Origin of the sequence: Acinetobacter sp. TAC-1, assembly GCF_029025845.1 — a bacterium.
Classification (GTDB): Bacteria; Pseudomonadota; Gammaproteobacteria; order Pseudomonadales; family Moraxellaceae; genus Acinetobacter; species Acinetobacter guillouiae.
Window position 1 is genome coordinate 1,571,968 of the sequence record NZ_CP118892.1, and the last position, 22,273, is coordinate 1,594,240.

Sequence of the window (22,273 nt, forward strand, 5' to 3'; positions counted from 1 at the left end):
CTTTTTTTATGATACATTTAAAAGATTTGATTCAATGTCCAAATTTTAATAGGTAGGTCTATGTTTGGGATGTCGAATTATTTGAAAAAGATTCATTTCATCAAAAGTCTTTTTAGTTTTATGTCAAAAATATGCTGATGTTATGTTGAGCGTGTAAACGAATAGGATAAAAAAATCCGAACGTTAACATTCTTTATCAAAAGCCTCAAAAAAACCAACCTAAACATAACAAGTATTCGGCATATTTTTTGCTGTTATTAAATGAACAAATTAATAGAATGGTAAAACAATGAGCTATCGAATTTTTCCTTGTGTTACTCAGCAAGATGCTGAGATTGTCGTTTTATCTTCAGGTTTAGGTGGGCACGCCTCATTTTGGCAACCACAAATTGAAACGTTAACCCAATATTTTCAAGTACTTGTTTATGATCAAGAAGGTTGCCATGCGGATTCTGATGCATTGCCAACATCATACTCAATCAAAAATATGGCAAAACAAATTCTCGATATTCTGCATCAACAACAGATCAAACAATGCCATTTTATTGGACATGCTTTGGGCGCGGTCATCGGGGCAGAATTGGCGGTCTTGGTTCAGAACACAGATATATCATTAACCAGTCTTACTTTTATTAATGCTTGGGATGCGCTTGATCCGCATACACAGAAGTGTTTTCAGGCACGTATGACTTTATTAGAAAATGTAGGTGTTGAAGCTTATATACGGGTACAAGCTTTATTCCTATATCCGCCTGCCTATATTTCAAAACATATTCAAAAAATTCAGGATATTGAAAATTCTGGATTTGATGATTTTCCACCGATCAACAATGTATTGGTACGTATGAATGCATTGATGAATTTTAAAATTTTACCTGAACATGTCGCAGCTTTGGCGAAAACAGATGTGTATTATATTGCCAACAAAGATGATTTTTTAGTGCCATATCAAAAGAGCATCGATCTTAAAAAAGCATTGGGACATGGCGTATTGACACTGTTGGAAACAGGAGCACATGCATCCTCAGTAACGGAGAGTAAGACATTCAATCAGATTTTAATTCAAAATTTAGTAGAAGAGGTTTTATAAACCACAACCTAAATATGGATTCACATCAATAGGTCTTAGTAACCAGTCTCTCAATCGCTGGTTAGATAAGGAAACTAGCGCTGAACAAATTCAGTAGATTTATGATGTAGTAAAAATGGGGCCTATTTCTGCCAATCGTTGTCCTGTACGATTTATATTTTTTGACGATATTCTAGGTCAAAGTAAGATGAAAGCCAGTGCTTTCTTTAGAAAATGAAAGTTAGGAAAAAGCATAACAGCTGCTAATAGGATTATTAATATTGGTTATGGTGATCATAAAGAATATATGCAAGATTGCCTCGATTAGCTGTTGAGGATGCTTATAAAATATTATAAATATTGATTTTGTTATAGCTTTAATTGCGGTTTAAATTTTGATTTTTATTGGGTTATTTATTGTATTGAAATACTGGTTTATTAAAAGCCGATTGTTATTCCATCGAACCGCATTTTTATGCGGTTTTTTATTTTTTGTTAAATCAGATTTTAGAATTTTCAATGATCTAAAATGATGCATTTATGCACTATTTTAGTTTAATTTTTTTGCTTAAGAAATTCATAAATTTTACCAAAAGGTAAAATAAAAAATAATAATTAAAATTTTATCAATAAAAACAATGGTCTAAATTTAGTGGCATGCAGTATGCATTATTAATAATTATAATCTGAGTGAATTTTTAAATTTTTAATCAGATTTTTTTAGAATGTTTTTTGTCCAGTGAGGTTTAGCTATGAAAATTGGTGTGTTTTGTCCGATTGGAAATAATGGCTGGTTGCTTTCAGAAAATGCACCGCAATATAAGCCAACATTTGAGTTAAATAAACAGATTGTACAACGTGCAGAGCATTATGGTTTTGACTTTGCATTGTCGATGATTAAATTGCGTGGTTTCGGTGGTAAAACTGAATTTTGGGATTATAACTTAGAAACTTTTACATTAATGGCGGGTTTAGCTGCCGTCACCAGCAAAATTAAAATTTTTGCGACAGCCGCAACTTTGGTGATGCCACCAGCCATCGTGGCACGTATGGCATCTACGATTGATTCAATTTCAAATGGACGGTTTGGGCTAAATGTTGTGACGGGTTGGCAACCTCCAGAATATACCCAGATGGGGCTATGGCCAGGGAATGATTATTTCTCTAAACGTTATGATTATTTATCTGAATATGTCGAAATTTTACGTGAACTTTGGGCAACAGGAACATCTGATTTTAAAGGTGAGTTTTTCCAAATGGAGGATTGCCAAGTTAAGCCTAAGCCACAAGCTGATATGAAAATTATTTGTGCAGGCCAGTCAGATGCGGGCTTAGCATTCTCAGCAAAATATGCAGATTATAATTTTGTCTTTGGCAAAGGGTTAAATACACCAACCGCCTACGCTGAAATTAATGACCGTTTAAAAGTACATACCGACCAAACTGGAAGAGATGTACAAACCTATGTGCTGTTTATGGTGATTGCCGCAGAGACAGATCAACACGCCATGGCGAAATGGGAGAGCTATAACCAAGGCGCAGATCTAGAGGCGATTAATTGGTTAATGAACCAAGGCGGCAAAGATCAAACATCGGGTACAGATACCAATATTCGTCAAATGGCTTCAAGTGTTTCACCCGTCAATATCAACATGGGAACAATCGTTGGTTCTTATGAAAATGTAGCCAAGATGCTGGATGAAATTTCTACAATTCAAGGTACAGAAGGGATTCTTTTAACTTTTGATGATTTTATACAAGGGGTTGAGGATTTTGGACAACGTATTCAGCCGTTGATGACTTGTCGTGAGGAGGTTGTTGCAAGCTATCAAAAACCAGCTCAACCCGTTTTGGAGAAAAGCGCATGACTATGATGAATGACGCTAAAGCTGTAGAACATCTAGTCTGTACAGATTTTACCGCACATGCTGGAACCGGCAGAGTCTTAAAAGCAGAACCAGAATCAATTCAGCTTGCACCAGAACAAACGGCGCTTATCGTGATTGATATGCAAAATGCTTATACCTCAATCGGTGGTTATTTAGATTTGGCTGGTTTTGATGTTTCAGCCACTCAACCTGTGGTCGCCAATATTAAAAAAAGCATTGATGCAGCACATACCGCAGGCATCCAAGTGATCTATTTTCAAAACGGATGGGATGAGCAATATGTAGAAGCAGGTGGCCTAGGTTCTCCCAACTTTCATAAATCCAATGCCTTAAAAACCATGCGTAAAAACCCTGACTTACAAGGCAAGTTATTGGCAAAAGGGGGGTGGGATTTTGCATTAATTGATGAGTTAAGGCCTCAAGCTCAAGACATTGTGATCGAGAAACCACGCTATAGCGGTTTTTTTAATACGGCGCTGGACAGCATTTTACGTGCTCGTGGCATCCGAAATTTAGTTTTCGTTGGGATTGCCACCAATGTTTGTGTGGAATCAACCCTCAGAGATGGTTTTTTCTTGGAATACTTTGGTGTGGCGCTTAAAGATGCATGTTATCAAGCGGGTCCTCCAGCAGCGCAAGAGGCAGCCTTATATAACATTCAAACTTTTTTTGGATGGGTGTCTGACACAGCGTCATTTATAAAGACATTTAATACTCAACAGGCACAGCCAAATCACCTCACTTTCAGTCGAACGGCTTAATGGTTTTCAACAGGTTAAGTGTCTTGTGCCTTCTCTAGTATTGAAGTCTATGGCGAAGATGCTTTCAGGAAAAATAAAGGAATTCAAAATGTCGAAACAAGTTGTGATCCCAGCAGGTACGGCTAAGCCCCTTGCACCTTATGTGCCAGCAACCAAAGCAGACAATATTGTTTATGTCTCAGGTACGTTGGCTTTTGATGAAAATAATGATGTGGTGTGTGTCGGTGATGCCGCAGGGCAAACCCGGCATATTTTAGAAACCATTAAAAGCGTCATCGAAACTGCAGGTGGGACGATGGATGATGTTACGTTTAATTCAATATTCGTCAAAGATTGGGCGGATTATGCCGCAGTAAATGTGGTCTATGCTGAATATTTTCCCAATGATAAACCCGCTCGATATTGTATACAGGTCGGACTGGTTAAACCTGAAGCCTTAGTAGAAATTGCATCTGTAGCACATGTGGGATAGAGCATGTCTAGATTTGTCTATGCGTTTTAATCATTTTTTTCAAAAAGAATTTTAACCTCGATGAACATTTGCGCATTGGGGTGGGAGCGTCATGATGCAAATGATCAAACAGGAAAGTGCACTTGCTGGTGAAATAATTGAGTTTAACACGCCGTGTGAAGCCAATGTCCATTTAGAAATCGATCAAGCTATCTTTAGACAAGGTATGTCTAATCTGGGTGCAGCGGTCAATGTGATCACCACCAAAGGTGATGCAGGGCAGGCCGGTTTTACTGCATCTGCAGTGTGCAGTGTAACGGATTCACCTCCAACCTTATTGGTATGTCTCAATCGGGCTGCTTCGGTATATCACATTTTTTCTGAAAATAAAGTTTTGTGTGTCAATACATTGGGTTCAAATCAAGCCGAATTATCGAATCTCTTTGGTGGCAAAACACCGATGCAACAGAGGTTTGCACAAGCTGAATGGAGTGAACTGGTGACGGGTTCTCCCGTGTTAGATAACGCCCTAATCTCATTTGATTGTGAAGTGGTATCCAGTCAAGTGGTCGGCAGCCATGATGTATTGTTTTGTCAGGTCAAAGCAATTCGTCACAACCCAAGTTTAAATGCGCTTCTATATTTCAAACGCAGTTACTGTGAACCTCAAAATGTATGTTGATCTCTCAATATGGGGACTTAGAAAATGGCGACAAAAGAACCATGGTTTACATCATTTAAACCATACACAGGAAATTTAGATCAAACCCCTGTGCAAATTGATGAATATTTACCTGTCGGAAAAAGTATCGTTTTGGGCTTGCAACATGCATTTGCAATGTTTGGTGCAACAGTTCTCGCACCTTTGCTGATGGGCTTTGATCCCAATTTAACTATATTTATCACGGGTATCGGCACAATTTTATTCTTCTTGATGACGGGTGGAAGAATGCCGAGTTATCTCGGATCGAGTTTTGCATTTATCGGTGCTGTTGCAGCTGCAACGGGCTATGCAGGTGTGGGGTCAAATCCGAATATTGCCTTGGCTTTGGGGGGGACCATCGCTTGTGGTTTGCTGTATGCCGCGATTGGTTTAATTGTCATGAAGACGGGAACGGGTTGGATTGAAAAGTTGATGCCACCGATTGTTACGGGGGCAATCGTGATGATCATTGGACTAAATTTGGCACCCGTCACCATTAAAAGTGTTTCAGCAAATTCATTTGATACTTGGATGGCAATTCTAACCATTCTGTGTATCAGTGCGATTGCTGTATTTACCCGAGGCATGATGCGTCGCTTATTATTGTTGTTGGGTTTGGTCTGTGCATATGTCTTATATTTTATCCTTGCCAATGTAATGGGCTTTGGTAAAGCTATCGATTTTGCAGTCATCAGCAATGCTGCATGGTTAGGCCTACCACATTTTGTTGCACCTACGTTTAATGCCAATGCCATGCTGTTAATTGCGCCTGTGGCAATAATTCTTGTCGCTGAAAATTTAGGTCATTTTAAAGCAGTATCTGCAATGACGGGTCGTGATTTATCACCTTATATTGGACGTGCTTTTTTTGCCGATGGTGTATGTACCAGTTTATCAGCTTCTGTTGGTGGGACAGGGATGACCACCTATGCTGAAAATATTGGGGTTATGGCTGTCACTAAAATTTATTCAACTACTGTCTTTGTGATTGCTGGGATCTTTGCCATTTTGTTGGGCTTATCACCTAAGTTTGGAGCTGTGATCAGTACTATTCCTGTGGCGCTTTTAGGTGGTGCTTCAATTGTGGTGTTTGGTTTAATCACAGTGGCTGGTGCAAAGATTTGGATTGATAACAAAATTGATTTCACTAAAAACAGTAGCTTAATTATTGCGGCGGTCAGCTTGATCATGGGGGCAGGTAATTTTAGTGTACATATTGGTTCATTTGATCTCGGTGGAATCGGTACAGCAACTTTGGCCGCAATTTTATTAAATCTATTTTTAAATCGTGGAGAAAACCAGCCCGATGAGATCAAGCTAGAATCAAGTGATGCTGCAAAGTCCATATCACAGTCTTCTTAAGGCGAAGGGATAAGATTGTGACTTCAAATGATTAAACAGCAGATTTTACCGTGAAAAGGGTGGCATTTATTGGTTGTGGGGAATGGGATTGCGTATGACATCTCATTGAGCAAAATTTTGTACACGAGTGAAGGTATGAAATCGTGATTTTGCAAAGGTCAATCACATGCACAAAAATTGGGACGCTAGCAGTGAGTTTGTAAGAAGCGCTACAAGCAGAGGTGGGTTTTCCTTGTTTGACTATAAGTACGAGAACAGCATATAGGGGATGAATTCAAGCTTTAATATTGCAATTTTAAAGCGATTGTCGGGGGAAATTCTGATTCATATTTATGGATGAAATTTATACAGATATTACGAGTTTTTATGGTGATGCCCTATGCGACAAATTTTGTCGCATAGGGCATTTTTCTATCTAGCATTTAATTCTCCAATAAATATAATAGAACCTGTAAGCACGATGAGATTTAAAATATGAAAGACTGGATTAAGATACGCGAAATTTTAAAAAACATTCAAAATCGACAAAATAAAAATCAGGCTATTTACTTAGTCGGTATGGTCGACTTAAACGAACTGGATATTTCATGGTTGATTGATGAAGACTATATTGAAATTGATGATGCTATTTCTTACTTAGACAATAGAGATATTGTTTTTATTAAGGATTTAACTTTTAAGGGTAAGAAATTGCTCTATCAGCTCAGTATTTAAATCTATTTTTTATAACAACGAAAGAGGGCGTTTTATAACAATAATGAAGAATTAAAATAAATAATAATTTAATTTTTTAATTTAATAAAAATAAATAAAAGATAAAGCTTTATTATAATAATTTAATAAGTATAAATAATAATAAAAAATATGATAATTAATAATTTTAATCCAAATCAATATTCAATTATTGGTTTGGATTTTTTATATTCTGTAACTCCAAAATTGATGCTTTAGTCGCCATTCACGAATTAAAACTTGTTAATTTGTTGAACTCTCGTTAAAAGTAATGATGTTTTATACATTGGCAATAAAAAGGATTTTAGGATGAAACGTCCAAAGCATATTGATAAGGCTGAATGGGAAGCACGTTGTCAGTTGGCAGCACTATATCGTTTAATTGCACACTATAGAATGACCGATTTGATTGATACCCATATCAGTTTACGTGTCCCGCATGAGCCTGATCATTTTCTGATTAACCGCTATGGTGTGACATTTGATCAGATGAAAGCATCAGATTTGGTGAAGATTGATCATGAAGGGAATATTGTGGCCGATTATGACCAAGGGAAAATGGTCAATGTTGCAGGTTTCGTTATTCATTCTGCCTTGCACCATGCCAAAGATGATATTCACTGTGTTATTCATACCCATACGGCAGATGGGATTGCGGTGTCTGCACAAGAAAAAGGTTTATTACCTTTGTCGCAACATGCACTGAAATTTTATAATAATATTGCTTATCATGAATATGAGGGCATCGCTTTTTCCACCACAGAGCGAGAGCGTTTGGTTGAGGATTTAGGCAATTATCGTTGCATGATTTTACGTAATCATGGTTTGTTAGCCACTGGTAATAGTATTGCAAGAGCATTTCATGAAATTTATTTTTTAGAACGGGCTTGTCAAGTTCAGATCAAAGCCATGAGCAGCTCAAAACTGCATTATCCGAGTAAGCAAATATGTGAATATACGGTCAAGCAATTTGAAAGTGATGCTGCTGAACCAATTATTCAGGCCGCTTGGAATGCTGCTTTATCATTGATTAAAGCTCAGAAAAAAGATTATTGTGCTTAAACACTGCTGCTAACTTATTCAATAAGCTCGACATAAAAAAACCTCCATATATTACATACGGAGGTTTTTTATTGCATACGGATTAGCTGTTTAGATCAAACCAAATAAATTGGCTATCTTCATGTGCAGTAAGTGTTGAATCTTCGTCAAATAAATAAGCATCACCTGCTTTAACGACTTGACCGGCAATATCAATCTCACCTTCGATCACATGTACATAGTTAAATTTTTGGGTTGCTTTCACTTCAAGTGTGTGACCTTTTTCCAAATATGCCGCTTTAATTTCAGCATCTTGACGAATATGCATCGGCGCATTGTCATTTGGACCCACAATCAATTGCCATTCATTAGGTGATTTTTTAGGATCACGTTCAATTTGTTGATAATTCGGTTCAGCATCTTGAACATTTGGAATCACCCAAATTTGTAGCATATGAACGGCTTCATCACCTTGGTTGATTTCACTGTGTTGTACACCTGTACCTGCACTCATCACTTGCCATTCACCCGCATGGATATGACGTTCATTCCCCATACTGTCTTTGTGTGAAATGGTACCTTTAAGTACACAGGTCAAAATTTCCATATTGTCATGTGGGTGAGTACCGAAACCTTTATGTGCTGCAATGGTATCGTCATTGATTACACGTAAAGAACCAACACCCATATATTTAGGATCGTACCAGCTACCAAAAGAGAAACTATGTTTGGTGTCTAACCAACCCATTTTTACGTGACCACGGTTTTCGCTGTGATGTAAAAAAGTATTCATCTCAAGTCTCCAATTCTTTATTTTTTAACATGAGTAAATATTAATATTTAAGTAATTGGGATGAAATAGCAAAATAGCAACATGTTGTTTTGTTTTTGGAACGATAAGGTTTTTAGCTTTTGCAATAAAAAACCAGTGTATGCACACTGGTTTTCATTTCATCAAGTATAAGATTATTCTAAGAATTTAACCGTTACACCCGATTTAACTTTTTTACCTAAGTCATTGGCATCCCAGTTGGTCAAACGAATACAACCATGTGAAGCTGTTTTCGAAATTGCAGATGGGTTTGGCGTACCATGGATACCAAATGATTTCTTACTCAAGCCAATCCAGATGTTGCCTACAGGGGCATTTGGACCAGGTGGTAATGATAATGGTTTTAAGTTTTTGCCTTGTACAAAGTTACTTGGCGAGTAACTATACCAAGGGTTGCGAGCAACACCGGTAACTTTATACGTTCCTGTTGGCGATGGCGTATCAGAACTACCAATTGTGGCAGGGAATGAGCCGACCATTTGGTTTTGCGCATTAAATAAATACAATTGTTTCGCACCTTTATGCGCCACAATTAAATGGATATTTTCAGGCAATTCGTTACGGATATTGGTGACAACGATTTTTTCACCAACTTTGTTAAATGTTGCTTTAGGATTAAGTTTCTTTAAGAACTCTTCATCCATATGGAATTTTTCACCCAACATTTCGGTGACACGGGTGTAGTACAAACCTGGCATTTTTGCTTGTAAAGCATAATCACGCGGAATTGATTTTGCATAAGGACCTTTTAGATCTTCAGCCGTTATCGTGTATTCCACAAAAGCAGGTTTATTGCCTTGTTGAGACACTAATGCATCCCAAGTTTCTTTGGTCAGCTCACCTGTCGGTTTAATACCATTCATTTGTTGGAATGAAGCAATGGCTTTCAGCGTATTCATACCGCTTGAACCATCAATTGCACCAGGTGAAGCATGTGCATTATTTAACATGACATGGGCACGGGCATAGACAGGGAATTGACCCTTGCCAATATTTTCGTACCATTGTGCATTGTTGATCCCATCCAAAGTCCATGATGCTTTCGGTGCATTGGGATTGCTTGCCGTTTTTGCAGTCGTGGTCTGTGGAGACGATGGGGCAATAGCAGTACCTGAGTTTTTATCCTCAGTTTTTTCTAAATTTTGTAGCGTGTTTGCAGCTTTGTCTAAGTCTTGTTGCTCTTGCTGGCTTATCTGTGTTTCTACACTTGAAGCAGAACTGTCAATAGCAAGTGGATCAATAGGATCTTCAACGGGAGCAGCAACTTTTTTAGGCGTTAGAGGTTGCTCAGCTGTAGATGCAGCAAAAGCTGTACCTGTTAATAAACAGCTTAAACTCAAAGCAAGAATTGAGCGAACGAACATGTAGATCAACCTTAAGAATTATTCATAATTTATGACTAAAAATCTGTGTAAGTATTGCAGAAATTATAAGGTGTTGCAGTATTTGTTTTGTGTTAATCATTTTTTTCTATAGACATTTTCTCTGTCAGCTGGTTTTGTTTTATTTTCGTATACCAAACGAAATTTAAATCAAAGCAAGCAAATAAAACTTTATTGAGAAAAATTTTCTAGAAATGGTTATGTAGCAGGCCTTTTTGCTATGATGGGGCGAATTTAATTTTTGATTGGGAAAGTAAATGACGACCTTAAAAAATGATCGTTTTCTACGTGCCTTATTGCGTGAACCTGTAGATACGACTCCGGTTTGGATGATGCGTCAGGCTGGGCGTTATTTACCAGAATATCGTGAAACACGTGCGAAAGCAGGTGATTTTCTTTCTCTTTGTAAAAATACAGAATTTGCTTGTGAAGTGACTTTACAGCCTTTGCGCCGTTATGAGCTTGATGCCGCAATTCTATTTTCAGACATTTTGACTGTTCCCGATGCTTTGGGTTTAGGACTTTATTTTGAAACAGGTGAAGGTCCTAAATTCCATAAAACAGTTCGTACTGAACAGGATGTGGCAAATTTACCCAAATTCGATGCCAAATCTGATCTGGCTTATGTCATGAATGCGGTTTCAACCATTCGTTCAGCTTTGGGTGGTCAGGTGCCTTTAATTGGTTTTTCGGGTAGTCCGTGGACCTTGGCAACCTACATGGTGGAAGGTGGTTCAAGCAAAGACTTCCGTTTTACCAAACAGATGATGTATGCACAACCTGAAGTTTTACATGCTTTATTAGATCGTTTAGCCGATGCTGTAATTGACTATTTAAATGCTCAAATTGAGGCTGGTGCTCAAGCTGTACAAATTTTTGATAGCTGGGGTGGCGCATTGGCGCATCGTGAATATCTAGAATTTTCACTCAAATATATGCAGAAAATTGTTGCAGGATTAAAACGAGAGCATGAAGGGCGCAAAGTACCTGTGATCTTATTTACCAAAGGCGGTGGTCAATGGTTAGAGCCAATGATTGCAACAGGTGCAGATGCATTTGGCTTAGATTGGACAACCCCGTTAAACGTGGCGCGCCAAACCGTTAATGGACGTGCAGCGCTACAAGGAAATTTAGATCCAGCAACATTGTATGGTTTAGCTGATTCTATTGAAAAAGCAACCAAAGCCATGTTGGATGATGCTTATGCCAATGGTGAGAAAACAGGTTATATTGCCAACTTAGGTCATGGTATTACCCAATGGGTTGACCCTGAAAAACCAAAAGCATTTATTGACACTGTACACCAATACAGTGCCAAATACTTAGGTTAACTTATTGTTGTAAATGCATTTATGATCTATTTTAAATCATTATATGAATTTCTATTTAAGGCAGCATCGGCTGCCTTATTTGGTATTTTATTGCTGATTGCATTTGTCATTACGGCAAAGATGGGTAGCCATGAATTTTATGGTTTGTTTCGTTATGACTGCTTATTGTTTTATGCGTTGATCATTCAAGCCTGCTTATTGTATTTAAGACTAGAATCCTGGGCAGAAGCGAAAGTTATTGCTTTATTTCATATCATGGCCATGGGGATGGAAATATTTTTAACACACCCGCAAATTGCTTCTTGGCAATATCCGCAACCTGCCGTTTTTAAGCTTTTGACCGTGCCTTTATTTGCAGGATTTATGTATTCGGCAGTCGGTAGTTTTTTTGCACGTTCACTGCGTTTGTATCAGGTTTCATTTTTAAATTTGCCCAGTTTTGCCAATATGTTGAGTCTGGCACTATTGTCATATATCAATTTTATGAGCAAATTCTTTATTCCAGATTTTCGAAATGTACTGTTCATTTGGAGTGTAGTGATTTTTTGGAAAACAAAAATTCGTTTTAAACTACAACAGCATGAATTTCAGCTTCCGATGTTACCTGTATTGGTTGTTTTGGCATTTATAATTTGGGTTGCTGAAAATATTAGCACTTTTAATAAAATTTGGTTGTATCCAAGTCAAGTAGATGCATGGCATATGGTGGGGTGGGGTAAGCTAGGCTCGTGGTATTTACTGTTACTTTTAAGTCTGGTTTTGGTGCTTAAGATTCTTGGAGATCGTAATAAAAAGGGTGAATGGTCACTAAAAAAGTACAATAAATAATTTCGTAATTGTCACATTTAGATTTGCATATCTGAATTTATGTGATAAATCTAAATAGGTGTAATCAAACTTACACATAATGGAAAATAACAATTTACATATGTTGAATTAAAACAATGCATATGAAAATTCTGGAGAATTATATGTTAAAAAAAATCGCTTTGGCTGCTGTATTGGCTGCGGGTTCAAGTGTTGCTATGGCTGATCCAGATGTGGGTTGTGGTGTAGGTTCACAAGTTTGGGCTGGTCAATCTGGAAAAGTACCGAAAATTTTAGCGGCGACCACCAATGGTCTTTTTACTAACCAATTATTAGGTATTACGTTTGGTACTTTAGGTTGTAATGGCAATGGTAAAGTGACTGCGCAAGTTGTGACCTTTACCAATGAAAACTCAGAAGCACTTGCACGTGATATGGCTGTAGGTCAAGGTGAAAGCCTAAACGTACTTGCTTCATTGTTAAATGTTAAAGATGCAGATAAAGCACGTTTCAATGCTGTAGCGAAGTCAAACTTTGCAAGTATTTATTCAGCAGAAAATCAAAATTCTCTACAAGTATTAGCGTCACTTCAACAAGTGATGGCAAAAGACGAAGTGTTAAAAGCTTACGTTTAATTGCGTCAAAAACCCTGCCTTGTTGCAGGGTTTTTTTATTTAAATTTTATCAAATATACATTATTGAGAAATGAATCGAACATGAGTGAACATTGAGCGAACTCTTGTATTGAGCTGACATTTCTTAATTGCGCAGTTTTATAATATATCTATATAAATTGATGATTGAATGAAATATTTAGCACTTAGTTTAAGCTTACTCAGTTCATTGTTTACCGTTCATTTACATGCGGAATCCGCTTTAGAGAATCAGCACGCATTAGAAAATGCGTTAAAACTGGCGCAACAAAAACAATTAGCCGGTCATATCACCTGGAAACGCTTACTTTATGCAGAAGATGCCTCTGCTAAAGATTTAAATCACCATAACACTAGTCATAAAAGCACAAACCAAAGTGAAGTCAGTTATTCAGGTTATTTTTTTGCTCAAGATGGTCGCCAGAACATCCAAAATGAAATGAATGCAGATATCATTGCACTGTTTCAAGTCGCCGCTGCCAATCAATCCATTCGTTGTAAATTTCCTGCACGTAGCCAATGGTTGATACAACAACTAAATATTTCACAACAACAATTACCTGTTGTGTCCTGTCCTGAGTTTGATCAATGGTATGGACAAATCAAACCCTACCAAGTGACCTTGATTTATGCGACTGATTTTATGGGCAATCCAAGCTCAATGTTTGGACATACCTTGCTTCGTCTTGATCCTAAAGATCAAAAACAGCTCAACTTAGTTTCTTATGCTGTGAATTATGCAGCCACAGTAAACAGCGATGACAATTGGTCTTATGCATGGAAAGGGTTAGTTGGGAAATATCCTGGTGAATATTCTTTAATGCCTTATTATCGCAAAGTGAAAGAATATGGTGATTTTGAAAGCCGTGATCTTTGGGAATATGAACTCAATTTAAATCCTGAAGAGACCGCTTTTTTGGTAAAACATATTTGGGAAATGCAAAAGGTCAGTTTTCCTTATTATTTTGTCAGTGATAATTGTGCCTATCGTTTATTGGGGTTGATTGATTTAGTCCGTCCACGCTCGAATTTACGCAAGCAATTTACATATGCAGCGATCCCAATTGAAACCATTAAAGCCGTAGAGCAACAGGGATTAGTAAGAGAAGCGGTATATCGTCCAGCGTTAGAAACACAATTAAATTCACAGGCCAAACAACATGGTCATGCATTGGCAAAAAAAGCCCATGCAATTGCAGTATTAGAACCACAACAGATGCAAGCGGCTATCGCTGGTTATGATGATCAAGATCGTGCAAAAATATTAGAAATGGCCTATGACGATTTATATTTACAATTCGTTGCTCGTCAGGTCGATGCAAGCTTTACTCAACCGCGTTTTAGACAACTGCTAGGCTTACGTAGTCAAATCCCTATAGAGAAACAGCGTTTAGCACCTGTGCGTCCGAAAGTTGATCCAGTTAATGGACATGATTCACGTAAGTGGTCCGTGGAAGCAGGTGAGGTTCAGGGTGAAAAATTTGTACAAATTGGTCATCGTCAGGCCTATCACGAACTAAAAGATCCGCAGGGCGGCTTCCGTACAGGCACGCAATTGTTGTTTCTGGACGGTGCTGCGCAATGGCGAGATGATCGGCTTAAACTCGAACATCTCGATGTATTAACAGTAAACTCTTATAACCCCATCACCCCGTTTAAAATGCCAATAACCTGGGGTTTTACTTTAGGCTGGCAGCAAGAAGCCATTCAAAATGGACAATTTAGTGACCAGCAACAACATGGCGTAGTCAGTGCAAAAGCCCAATCTGGTTATACACTTGCAGATGATGATCGTAAGCATCTTTGTTATGCAGAACTACAAACACAGCTTCAAGCAGGTAGATCATTGGATAAAGGCTGGCGCGTTGGACTGGGACCAACATTAGGCTGCCAAAATGTATGGTCAGATCGTTTAAACAGTATTGTTCAAGTCGAATTACCCTATTGGCAAGATTCAAGTGAGTGGAATTTACGTATCCAGAGCACACTGCAATATTCGCTTAATCGTCAAAATTCATTAAACGTCAATTGGGAGTACCAACAACAAAACCAACTTGATTGGCAAAAAATTGGTTTAGGCTTTGTACATTATTTTTAAAGGTAGATCTGACAAATCGGATTTTAGAATGTTATTTCGAGAGTAGGGCTTTGAGAATGACATGTTGAGATAAGTATTAATCGATCGCAAGCCAAGGATGTTTATACAAGTAGATTATTGATCCTCATACTTAGAATCTGCTGCCAATTGTTTAGAAAAGGGCTTTTGGTTTTTATAAAGAAATGGCCTTGGTAGAGTTGTTTGACTGTATCAAGATAACCCGCATCGACAGCATCTTCCAACTCTTTAAAATCCGCATGAATTTCTGCCTGTATCTGATAAGTTCTTGCACAGATTAATTCACCCACCTTATTTTTTAAATAAGAAATCTCAGATTTAAGCGTATTTAAGCTGATCTGTTCATCGCCATAGAGATAAATATGTAGCTGTTCTAGGGTTAAGCCCAAAGGATTTAGAATTAAAATACAGATGATTTCAAACTGCCGTGGCGTTAAAAGGATCGACTGATCATTGATCATTATTTTCTGTGGGACTGAAAATGCATGGATAGTTAAACGATTAAAGGGCTGTGTATATAATTTTTGTGCAATGATCTCTGCACATTGCGTAACGGCCAATTGTCCAAAAATATTTGCTTGATTTAAGCTGTGAAATAAAACCACTTCACCACATGCTTCCCCTGATGTTAAATCAAGAATAGGCGCACTATAAATATAGTGATCTGGCTTTGTTTCCAAATTCTGATCTTGCTGGAATCCTGTGAATGGATCTGTATTGGCGGAACACCACAGTAGATTTTTTTGCAGATCTCTAATTTGTATAACAACAGCAGCGAGCAGCGCTGTGTTGAGTAAATCCTGCTGACATTGAATCAGTGCCAATTGTAAAGCTTGCTGGGAACGTGAGTTTGCTTGAGTAGGGTGCAAATTTTCATTTTTGATTATTGGCTTTTTAGCATGTGGTTTTGAGTCCATCGCATAATCCATTTATGCATATATACTAAATAATATCTTAAATTAAATAAACAAATAACAAAGTAAATAAAATATATAAATTTCATTATTTTTCTTTTAATTATTCAATTTTCAATAACTTTTTCCGATTCTCTAGTTTGGTGCTATTCAACTTTTCTCCTACCTTTGTTTGGTAGATTCATTTAAAAGCAGTTTTTAACAACTGATAAGACGTGATGTTCATGGGATTGAACAAAAAACATTGACGTCATCCAAGGAAAGGCACTTTTTTTGCTTATACAAAAGAAGGCAAATTAAAAAGGAACGATGATGGACGCTCGAAATGAACAATCAACTATCGTAAAAACAGAAGATTCCAAAGAATATTTTGCTCAACGAGAATTAAAAAAGGGTGCTGTTGGCTGGTTACTCTTGGTCGGTTTAGGGGTTGCCTATGTGATTTCAGGTGACTTTGCTGGATGGAACTTTGGTATCGCTCAAGGCGGTTGGGGCGGTATGTTTGTCGCAGTGATTTTTGCTGCGATTATGTATCTATGTATATGCCTCTCAATGTCAGAAATGTCGACCATGCTCCCAACAGCAGGTGGTGGATACAGTTTTGCCCGTATGGCTTTTGGACCATTTGGTGGTTATTTAACAGGAACAGCGATTCTGATCGAATACGCTATCGCTCCAGCAGCAATCGCGACCTTTATTGGTGCATATTGTGAATCCTTATTTGGAGTTGGCGGATGGTTAATTTATTTAATCTGTTATTTGGTTTTTATGGGGATTCATTTAAAAGGTGCAGGTGAAGCACTTAAAATCATGTTTGTGATTACTGCGATCGCAGTGGTTGCAGTGGTGGTGTTCCTTGTTGCGATGATTCCTCATTTTAACAGTGCTAATCTATTCGATATTGCAGTTGATTCATCTAAAGCCGGTGCGAGTAGCTTTTTACCCCAAGGTTATTTAGGGATCTGGGCAGCAGTTCCGTATGCAATCTGGTTTTTCCTTGCTGTAGAAGGCGTTCCTTTAGCTGCTGAAGAGGCCAAAAATCCAGCACAATCATTACCACGTGGTTTGATTGGTGCGATGTTGATCTTGGCTGCTTTTGCCATCTTGATTTTAATATTGAGTGCGGGTGCAGCAGGTGCAAGTGTACTTAAAGATTCAGGTGCACCTTTGGTGGATGCACTGGTTAAAGTATATGGGCACGGCATGTTGGCGAACTTTGTAAATTTTGTTGGCTTGGCTGGTTTAATCGCGAGCTTCTTCTCGATTATCTATGCCTATTCGCGGCAAATTTTTGCACTTTCTCGTGCAGGTTATTTACCGACGTCTTTATCATTGACCAACAAAAATAAATCGCCATATTTAGCCGTGATTATTCCAGGGATTATTGGCTTCTTATTGTCATTAACCAAACAGGGAGATTTACTGATTTTGATTGCGGTATTTGGTGCGACGATTTCTTATGTTTTAATGATGATGGCGCATATCAAATTACGTATTTCACAACCTGATGTATATCGTCCATATCGAACACCCGGTGGTATTTTTACTTCCAGTATTGCGTTGATCTTATCAATTGTCGCCGTGGTTGCGGGTTTCCTTGTTGATCCTAAAGTCTGGTTTATCGCTTTGGGTATCTATGTGGTCTTCATTGTTTATTTTCTTGTTTATAGTCGTCATCATCTGATTTCAGGCACACCAGAAGAAGAATTTGCCAGCATTAAGGCAGCAGAACAGGAATTATAATTATGAGTTATCGTTATAGCGTTGCTCAGCAACAATATATTTTCCAAGATTTAAAGACCTTAATGGCTAAGGCAACCCCATTACGTTCTGGTGATGAGTTGGCCGGTGTTGCAGCCAGTAATGCAACGGAACGTGTGGCAGCACAGATGGCTTTGGCAGAAGTCCCATTAAAAACTTTTTTAAATGAAACAGTCATCGACTATGACAAAGATGATATTACGCGTTTAATTATTGATGAACATCGTGCTGATTTATTTGCGCCAATTGCGCACTTTACTGTAGGTGATTTTCGAAATTGGTTGCTGAGTGAAGATGCAACTTCTGAAAAATTGGCCAATTTAGCCAAGGGTTTAACGCCAGAGATGGTTGCTGCTGTGAGTAAAATTATGCGTAATCAGGATTTAATTCTGGTTGCAAGTAAATGTGAAGTGGTGACACAATTTCGCAATACGATTGGTTTAAAAGGCCATTTATCAACCCGCTTACAACCGAATCATCCAACCGATGATGTATTGGGTATTTCGGCCAGCTTATTGGATGGCTTGATGTATGGTAATGGTGATGCTGTGATTGGGATTAATCCAGCCACAGACAACTTACATAATTTGTCGGAATTGTTAAAGTTACTTGACCATATTATCCAAGAATATGAAATTCCCACTCAATCTTGTGTGTTAACCCATATCAGTTCTGGGATTCAACTTGCAGAACGTAATATTCCAATTGATTTAATGTTCCAATCCATTGCGGGTACGCAATTGGCCAATGAAGGCTTTGGTGTTACCTTGGATTTACTTCAGGAAGGATATGAGGCGACTTTAGCACTTAATCGAGGGACAATTGGTCAAAATGTCATGTATTTTGAAACTGGACAGGGCAGTGCCTTATCCAGTAATGCGCATCATGGTGTGGACCAGCAAACCATTGAAGCACGAGCCTATGCCGTGGCACGTAAATACAATCCATTATTGGTCAATACTGTGGTTGGGTTTATCGGTCCAGAGTATTTGTATGACGGGAAACAGATTATTCGTGCAGGGTTAGAAGATCATTTCTGTGGCAAATTACTCGGTGTACCTATGGGTTGTGATATTTGTTATACCAACCATGCCGACGCAGATCAAAATGATATGGATGTGTTACTCACGCTATTTGGTGCTGCGGGAATTAACTTTATCATGGGAATTCCAGGTTCGGATGATGTAATGTTGAATTATCAAACCACATCATTCCATGATGCCTTATATTTACGTCAGTTAATGGGATTAAAACCGGCCCCTGAGTTCTCGGCTTGGTTAGATCAGCAAGGAATTTTGCACCAAGAACAACGGCAAATTCATTGGCCAAGCAGTATGCCAAAAAACTTTGCTAAATTATTATCATAAAAAGGAGAGTAAACCATGAAGCTCTCAAAACTTGAAACTTTTCCAAATGGTTTTCATGAAGATCCTTGGCATAAGTTAAAACAATATACTGATGCCCGAATTGCGATGGGAAGAGTAGGATGTAGCATTCCAACTCAGGAATTGCTTAAGTTTCAACTCTCGCATGCACAGGCCAAAGATGCTGTTTTTCACCAATTAGATACTGAAAATATGCAAGCTCGGCTTAGAGATTTAAAATTTGAAAGTCTCATTGTGGAAAGTAAAGCAACCGACAAAGAAGTATATTTAAAGCGCCCTGATTTGGGCCGTGAGTTATCGGAACAGGCTCAAACTCAACTCACGACTTATGTGCAACAGCACCCACAGCAATATGATGTATGTATCGTGGTTGGTGATGGCTTATCTGCACGAGCAATAGAAGAGAATGCCATTGCCTATATCGATTCCTTACGTGAACATATTGATGCTGAGGGCTGGAAACTGGCGCCGATTGTGCTTGCAACTGGGAGTCGTGTGGCATTAGGCGATGAAGTGGCACAAAGTTTTAATGCACCCTTATTGATTATGTTGATTGGCGAACGGCCTGGTCTAAGCTCACCTGACAGTATGGGGGTGTATTACACTTGGAAAGCGCGAAAAGGCAGTATGGATTCAAGCCGGAACTGTATTTCCAATGTACGACCTGCAGGGCTGAGTATTCAAATTGCCACACAGCGTTTAATGGCGTTGATGCGGAATTCATTTAAATTACAACTTTCAGGGGTCGATTTAAAAGATGACCACGTTGTTCCATTACAAAGCGATGAGCATCCTAAAAAATTATTATTCTAACGGCTAAATTTTTATATCTTGAACAAAGCAGTGCCTTGATGTTTAAGGCATTGCTTTGTAAATACTAGAGTATTTGTTCAAGCTTAAGTGTTGTGAAAACCTTTAAGTTTAAAAAATAAATCAAAAAACTAAATGTATTTCTCTGAAATATCTTACATTTAATTTCTGTTATGACTCGGCGTTTTTTATTGAATATGCTTGATGCAGCATTTCAGCAAAGCCTATTTTTGAACTGAAAAAGGCATTTGAACGACCCACTTTTTGCTCAATTTAGATCATGATGTTGATGGTATCGCAAGCATATATCGACATGCTTTGAGAGACTTATTCAATCAAAATATCATGAAATAGAGATGCAATGACATGTAAATGAGTCGAAATGACCTATGGAATTATACCCAGTTAAGTAAAATTCTAATAAGCGCACCAGCTAAATTAAAAAAATGATAATCAGCCAGAGGCAGGATCAACCATGGGCATTTTAAAAAAATTTATTAAATCGAGTGTGTATCATGAGCCATTACCTATTCGCCGTGATGTTAGATTTAATCTACCTGCAGAGCGAATCGCAGATTGGCATACCGCCGCAGGTCCAATTTTTACCGCATTGCTAAATACTTTTTCTATTGTCTTGCCTATTGGCGAACGCTTCTTTATTGATGCGGTAAGGGCACATCGTGATTTAGTCCAAGACCCAGAATTACAAAAAGCGGTGACGGCTTTTATTGGTCAAGAAGCAATGCATGGACGTGAGCATGAAGAATATAACCAAGCCTTATTTGCACGCTCACCGATTGCACCAAAATTTGAAGCATTGGTTTTAGAGATTTTTGGTCTGCTTAAACAACACTTACCTGCATATTTTTGGCTCAGTGGAACAATTGCATTAGAACATTTTACCGCTTTATTGGCAGATTCTGTATTACGGACACCTGAGTTATTTGAAGGGGCTGAAGAACATTATGCCAATATCTGGCGTTGGCATGCTTTTGAAGAAACAGAACATAAAGCCGTGGCTTTTGATGTATGGAATACTGCAATGGGGCATGGTCCTTATGCCTATGCTGTTCGTAGTTTTGGATTGGTGGTCGCAACGATTGTGTTCTGGGGCTTAGTGATCCCTGTATTCTTGACCATTGTTAAAGGAGAAGGGAAGTTAAGCGATTTATCCAGCTGGAAAAAGACCTATCATTATACCTTTGGCGGCATTGGTGTATTGAGAAAGCAATTGGGAAATTATATCGATTATTTCCGTCCAAACTTCCATCCGTGGGACCATGAGAACCGTCAATACATGCAACAAATGGAACAATTGATTTATCAATTGGCTGAAAAAAAATAATCAAATATCATATTTAAAGGATTGGCTGTGTGTTTGTGATATATCGCACAGCACATGATTTTGAACAGCTTATCGAGCAGTTCATCATGGTGATTTGCTCGACTAGCTTTAAATCTGTATGAATTAGAAAAAACTTGAGAAAAATGATTCAGCTCAATCATTGATACAAACTATTTAAATAATTTGCCTGCTTGCGAAAGGATCTTTTTGCCTTTTTGAGTGACTTCTAATGTGACATCTGGTGTTTCACTTGCACCTAAAACATGACGATAAACCACATATTGATATGTACCACTGTTAAAAATGTAGTGGTGATTGCCGCCTGAACCATCCATTTCAACACGACCTTGATTTAAAATCAGATCAGGTTTTGTCGCTTGCGACTGTTTTGTTCCCCAAGATGCATAACGGTATTTACCATTGGGCATAGCATCTATACGCACTTGAAATTTGGCGGTTTTAAACTGTAATTCAGGTGTTTTAAAATTTTTAAGTGATGAATGTAATTGAATTTTCTGTTGTGAAATCAATTGCGCTTTATATTTTTGTTCAGCATCACTACTGTAGTTGATGGCTTTAATTTTATGACCATCTAACCATAGTGTGCCACCATTGAGCATCACACCATGCCAACCCATACTTTCCCATTGTGATGGTTTTGAGTTGGCAATCTCTTGAATAAGTTGAGTATCAAACACTTGGTTAAAGCGTTGTTTCATCTGGGTTGCATTGGCAATACTTGGGATGGGTTCTTCACGATGTAAGGGGTAGGTAATGTTGTTTGAAATCGCGGTGATATTTTTATTTTTAAATAATTTAATGACACTTTGCACATCTTTTAATTCGTTGGCATTTAGATTGTCGGCAAAGGCGCTAGTGGCAGTTAACGCTGAAATCAAGATCAGTAAATTTTTCATTTAAAATAATGG

20 protein-coding genes are annotated in these 22,273 nt (G+C 38.1%); 16 read left to right on the forward strand and 4 right to left on the reverse strand.

Translation table 11 applies throughout. From position 1 onward, the window contains the following. The first annotated feature begins 289 nt into the window (after nt 1-289). The 8 genes from rutD to PYV58_RS07250 all read left to right on the forward strand — a co-directional run bounded on the left by rutD (nt 290) and on the right by PYV58_RS07250 (nt 8,029). Nucleotides 290-1,090: a pyrimidine utilization protein D gene (rutD, locus tag PYV58_RS07215; RefSeq protein ID WP_034611800.1), complete on the forward strand. Its 801-nt coding sequence runs from the start codon at nt 290-292 to the stop codon at nt 1,088-1,090. A gap of 731 nt (nt 1,091-1,821) precedes the next feature. Then, a complete protein-coding gene (gene rutA, locus PYV58_RS07220) occupies nt 1,822-2,937 on the forward strand; it encodes a pyrimidine utilization protein A (protein ID WP_034611798.1) in 1,116 nt (371 codons plus the stop codon). A 5-nt stretch (nt 2,938-2,942) separates the two neighbouring features. Beyond that, complete coding sequence (gene rutB, locus PYV58_RS07225; protein ID WP_155768675.1) at nt 2,943-3,719, forward strand: pyrimidine utilization protein B; 777 nt, start codon at nt 2,943-2,945, stop codon at nt 3,717-3,719. 88 nt (nt 3,720-3,807) lie between these two features. Beyond that, nucleotides 3,808-4,191, forward strand: a complete 384-nt coding sequence (gene rutC / locus PYV58_RS07230; RefSeq protein ID WP_034611794.1) for a pyrimidine utilization protein C — start codon at nt 3,808-3,810, stop codon at nt 4,189-4,191. A gap of 91 nt (nt 4,192-4,282) precedes the next feature. Beyond that, on the forward strand, nt 4,283-4,852 hold the full coding sequence (rutF, locus tag PYV58_RS07235) for an NADH-dependent FMN reductase RutF (RefSeq protein WP_081407363.1): 570 nt from the start codon (nt 4,283-4,285) through the stop codon (nt 4,850-4,852). A gap of 24 nt (nt 4,853-4,876) precedes the next feature. Then, nucleotides 4,877-6,235, forward strand: a complete 1,359-nt coding sequence (gene rutG, locus PYV58_RS07240) for a pyrimidine utilization transport protein G (RefSeq protein WP_034611791.1) — start codon at nt 4,877-4,879, stop codon at nt 6,233-6,235. A gap of 474 nt (nt 6,236-6,709) precedes the next feature. Then, complete coding sequence (locus PYV58_RS07245; RefSeq protein ID WP_004724636.1) at nt 6,710-6,949, forward strand: hypothetical protein; 240 nt, start codon at nt 6,710-6,712, stop codon at nt 6,947-6,949. Nucleotides 6,950-7,276: 327 nt separating this feature from the next. Continuing rightward, a complete protein-coding gene (locus tag PYV58_RS07250) occupies nt 7,277-8,029 on the forward strand; it encodes a class II aldolase/adducin family protein (protein ID WP_034611789.1) in 753 nt (250 codons plus the stop codon). An 82-nt stretch (nt 8,030-8,111) separates the two neighbouring features. Here the strand turns inward: PYV58_RS07250 and PYV58_RS07255 are convergent, their stop codons facing one another. Beyond that, a complete protein-coding gene (locus tag PYV58_RS07255) occupies nt 8,112-8,801 on the reverse strand; it encodes a pirin family protein (RefSeq protein WP_034611787.1) in 690 nt (229 codons plus the stop codon). A gap of 173 nt (nt 8,802-8,974) precedes the next feature. Then, entirely contained in the window at nt 8,975-10,204 is a 1,230-nt protein-coding gene (locus PYV58_RS07260; RefSeq protein ID WP_034611785.1) for a L,D-transpeptidase family protein, read from the reverse strand. Nucleotides 10,205-10,479: 275 nt separating this feature from the next. Between PYV58_RS07260 and hemE the strand changes: the two genes are divergently transcribed. The 4 genes from hemE to PYV58_RS07280 all read left to right on the forward strand — a co-directional run bounded on the left by hemE (nt 10,480) and on the right by PYV58_RS07280 (nt 15,111). Continuing rightward, nucleotides 10,480-11,553: a uroporphyrinogen decarboxylase gene (gene hemE, locus PYV58_RS07265; RefSeq protein WP_275059737.1), complete on the forward strand. Its 1,074-nt coding sequence runs from the start codon at nt 10,480-10,482 to the stop codon at nt 11,551-11,553. A 21-nt stretch (nt 11,554-11,574) separates the two neighbouring features. Further along, nucleotides 11,575-12,381, forward strand: a complete 807-nt coding sequence (locus tag PYV58_RS07270) for a DUF817 family protein (RefSeq protein WP_034611783.1) — start codon at nt 11,575-11,577, stop codon at nt 12,379-12,381. Nucleotides 12,382-12,524: 143 nt separating this feature from the next. Further along, nucleotides 12,525-12,995, forward strand: coding sequence for a DUF3015 family protein (locus tag PYV58_RS07275; RefSeq protein ID WP_004822723.1), 471 nt, complete (start codon nt 12,525-12,527; stop codon nt 12,993-12,995). 169 nt (nt 12,996-13,164) lie between these two features. Continuing rightward, nucleotides 13,165-15,111: a DUF4105 domain-containing protein gene (locus tag PYV58_RS07280; RefSeq protein WP_034611782.1), complete on the forward strand. Its 1,947-nt coding sequence runs from the start codon at nt 13,165-13,167 to the stop codon at nt 15,109-15,111. Between the two features lie 101 nt (nt 15,112-15,212). Here the strand turns inward: PYV58_RS07280 and PYV58_RS07285 are convergent, their stop codons facing one another. Beyond that, complete coding sequence (locus PYV58_RS07285; protein WP_034611780.1) at nt 15,213-16,046, reverse strand: hypothetical protein; 834 nt, start codon at nt 16,044-16,046, stop codon at nt 15,213-15,215. 309 nt (nt 16,047-16,355) lie between these two features. Here PYV58_RS07285 and eat point away from each other — a divergent pair, with 309 nt between their 5' ends. From eat to PYV58_RS07305, 4 genes are all read left to right on the forward strand, one after another. Beyond that, nucleotides 16,356-17,786: an ethanolamine permease gene (eat, locus tag PYV58_RS07290; RefSeq protein ID WP_004822717.1), complete on the forward strand. Its 1,431-nt coding sequence runs from the start codon at nt 16,356-16,358 to the stop codon at nt 17,784-17,786. A 2-nt stretch (nt 17,787-17,788) separates the two neighbouring features. Further along, nucleotides 17,789-19,171: an ethanolamine ammonia-lyase subunit EutB gene (locus tag PYV58_RS07295; RefSeq protein WP_004724618.1), complete on the forward strand. Its 1,383-nt coding sequence runs from the start codon at nt 17,789-17,791 to the stop codon at nt 19,169-19,171. 15 nt (nt 19,172-19,186) lie between these two features. Then, nucleotides 19,187-20,002 carry an ethanolamine ammonia-lyase subunit EutC gene (gene eutC, locus PYV58_RS07300; RefSeq protein WP_034611778.1) on the forward strand — a complete coding sequence of 272 codons (816 nt, stop codon included), beginning with the start codon at nt 19,187-19,189 and terminating at the stop codon, nt 20,000-20,002. A gap of 472 nt (nt 20,003-20,474) precedes the next feature. Beyond that, the gene (locus tag PYV58_RS07305; protein ID WP_004724615.1) at nt 20,475-21,344 is read left to right on the forward strand and encodes a metal-dependent hydrolase; all 870 of its coding nucleotides are present in this window, start codon (nt 20,475-20,477) and stop codon (nt 21,342-21,344) included. Between the two features lie 170 nt (nt 21,345-21,514). Here PYV58_RS07305 and PYV58_RS07310 read toward each other — a convergent pair whose 3' ends face one another. After that, entirely contained in the window at nt 21,515-22,261 is a 747-nt protein-coding gene (locus tag PYV58_RS07310; RefSeq protein ID WP_034611775.1) for a hypothetical protein, read from the reverse strand. Between the last annotated feature and the right edge of the window lie 12 nt (nt 22,262-22,273).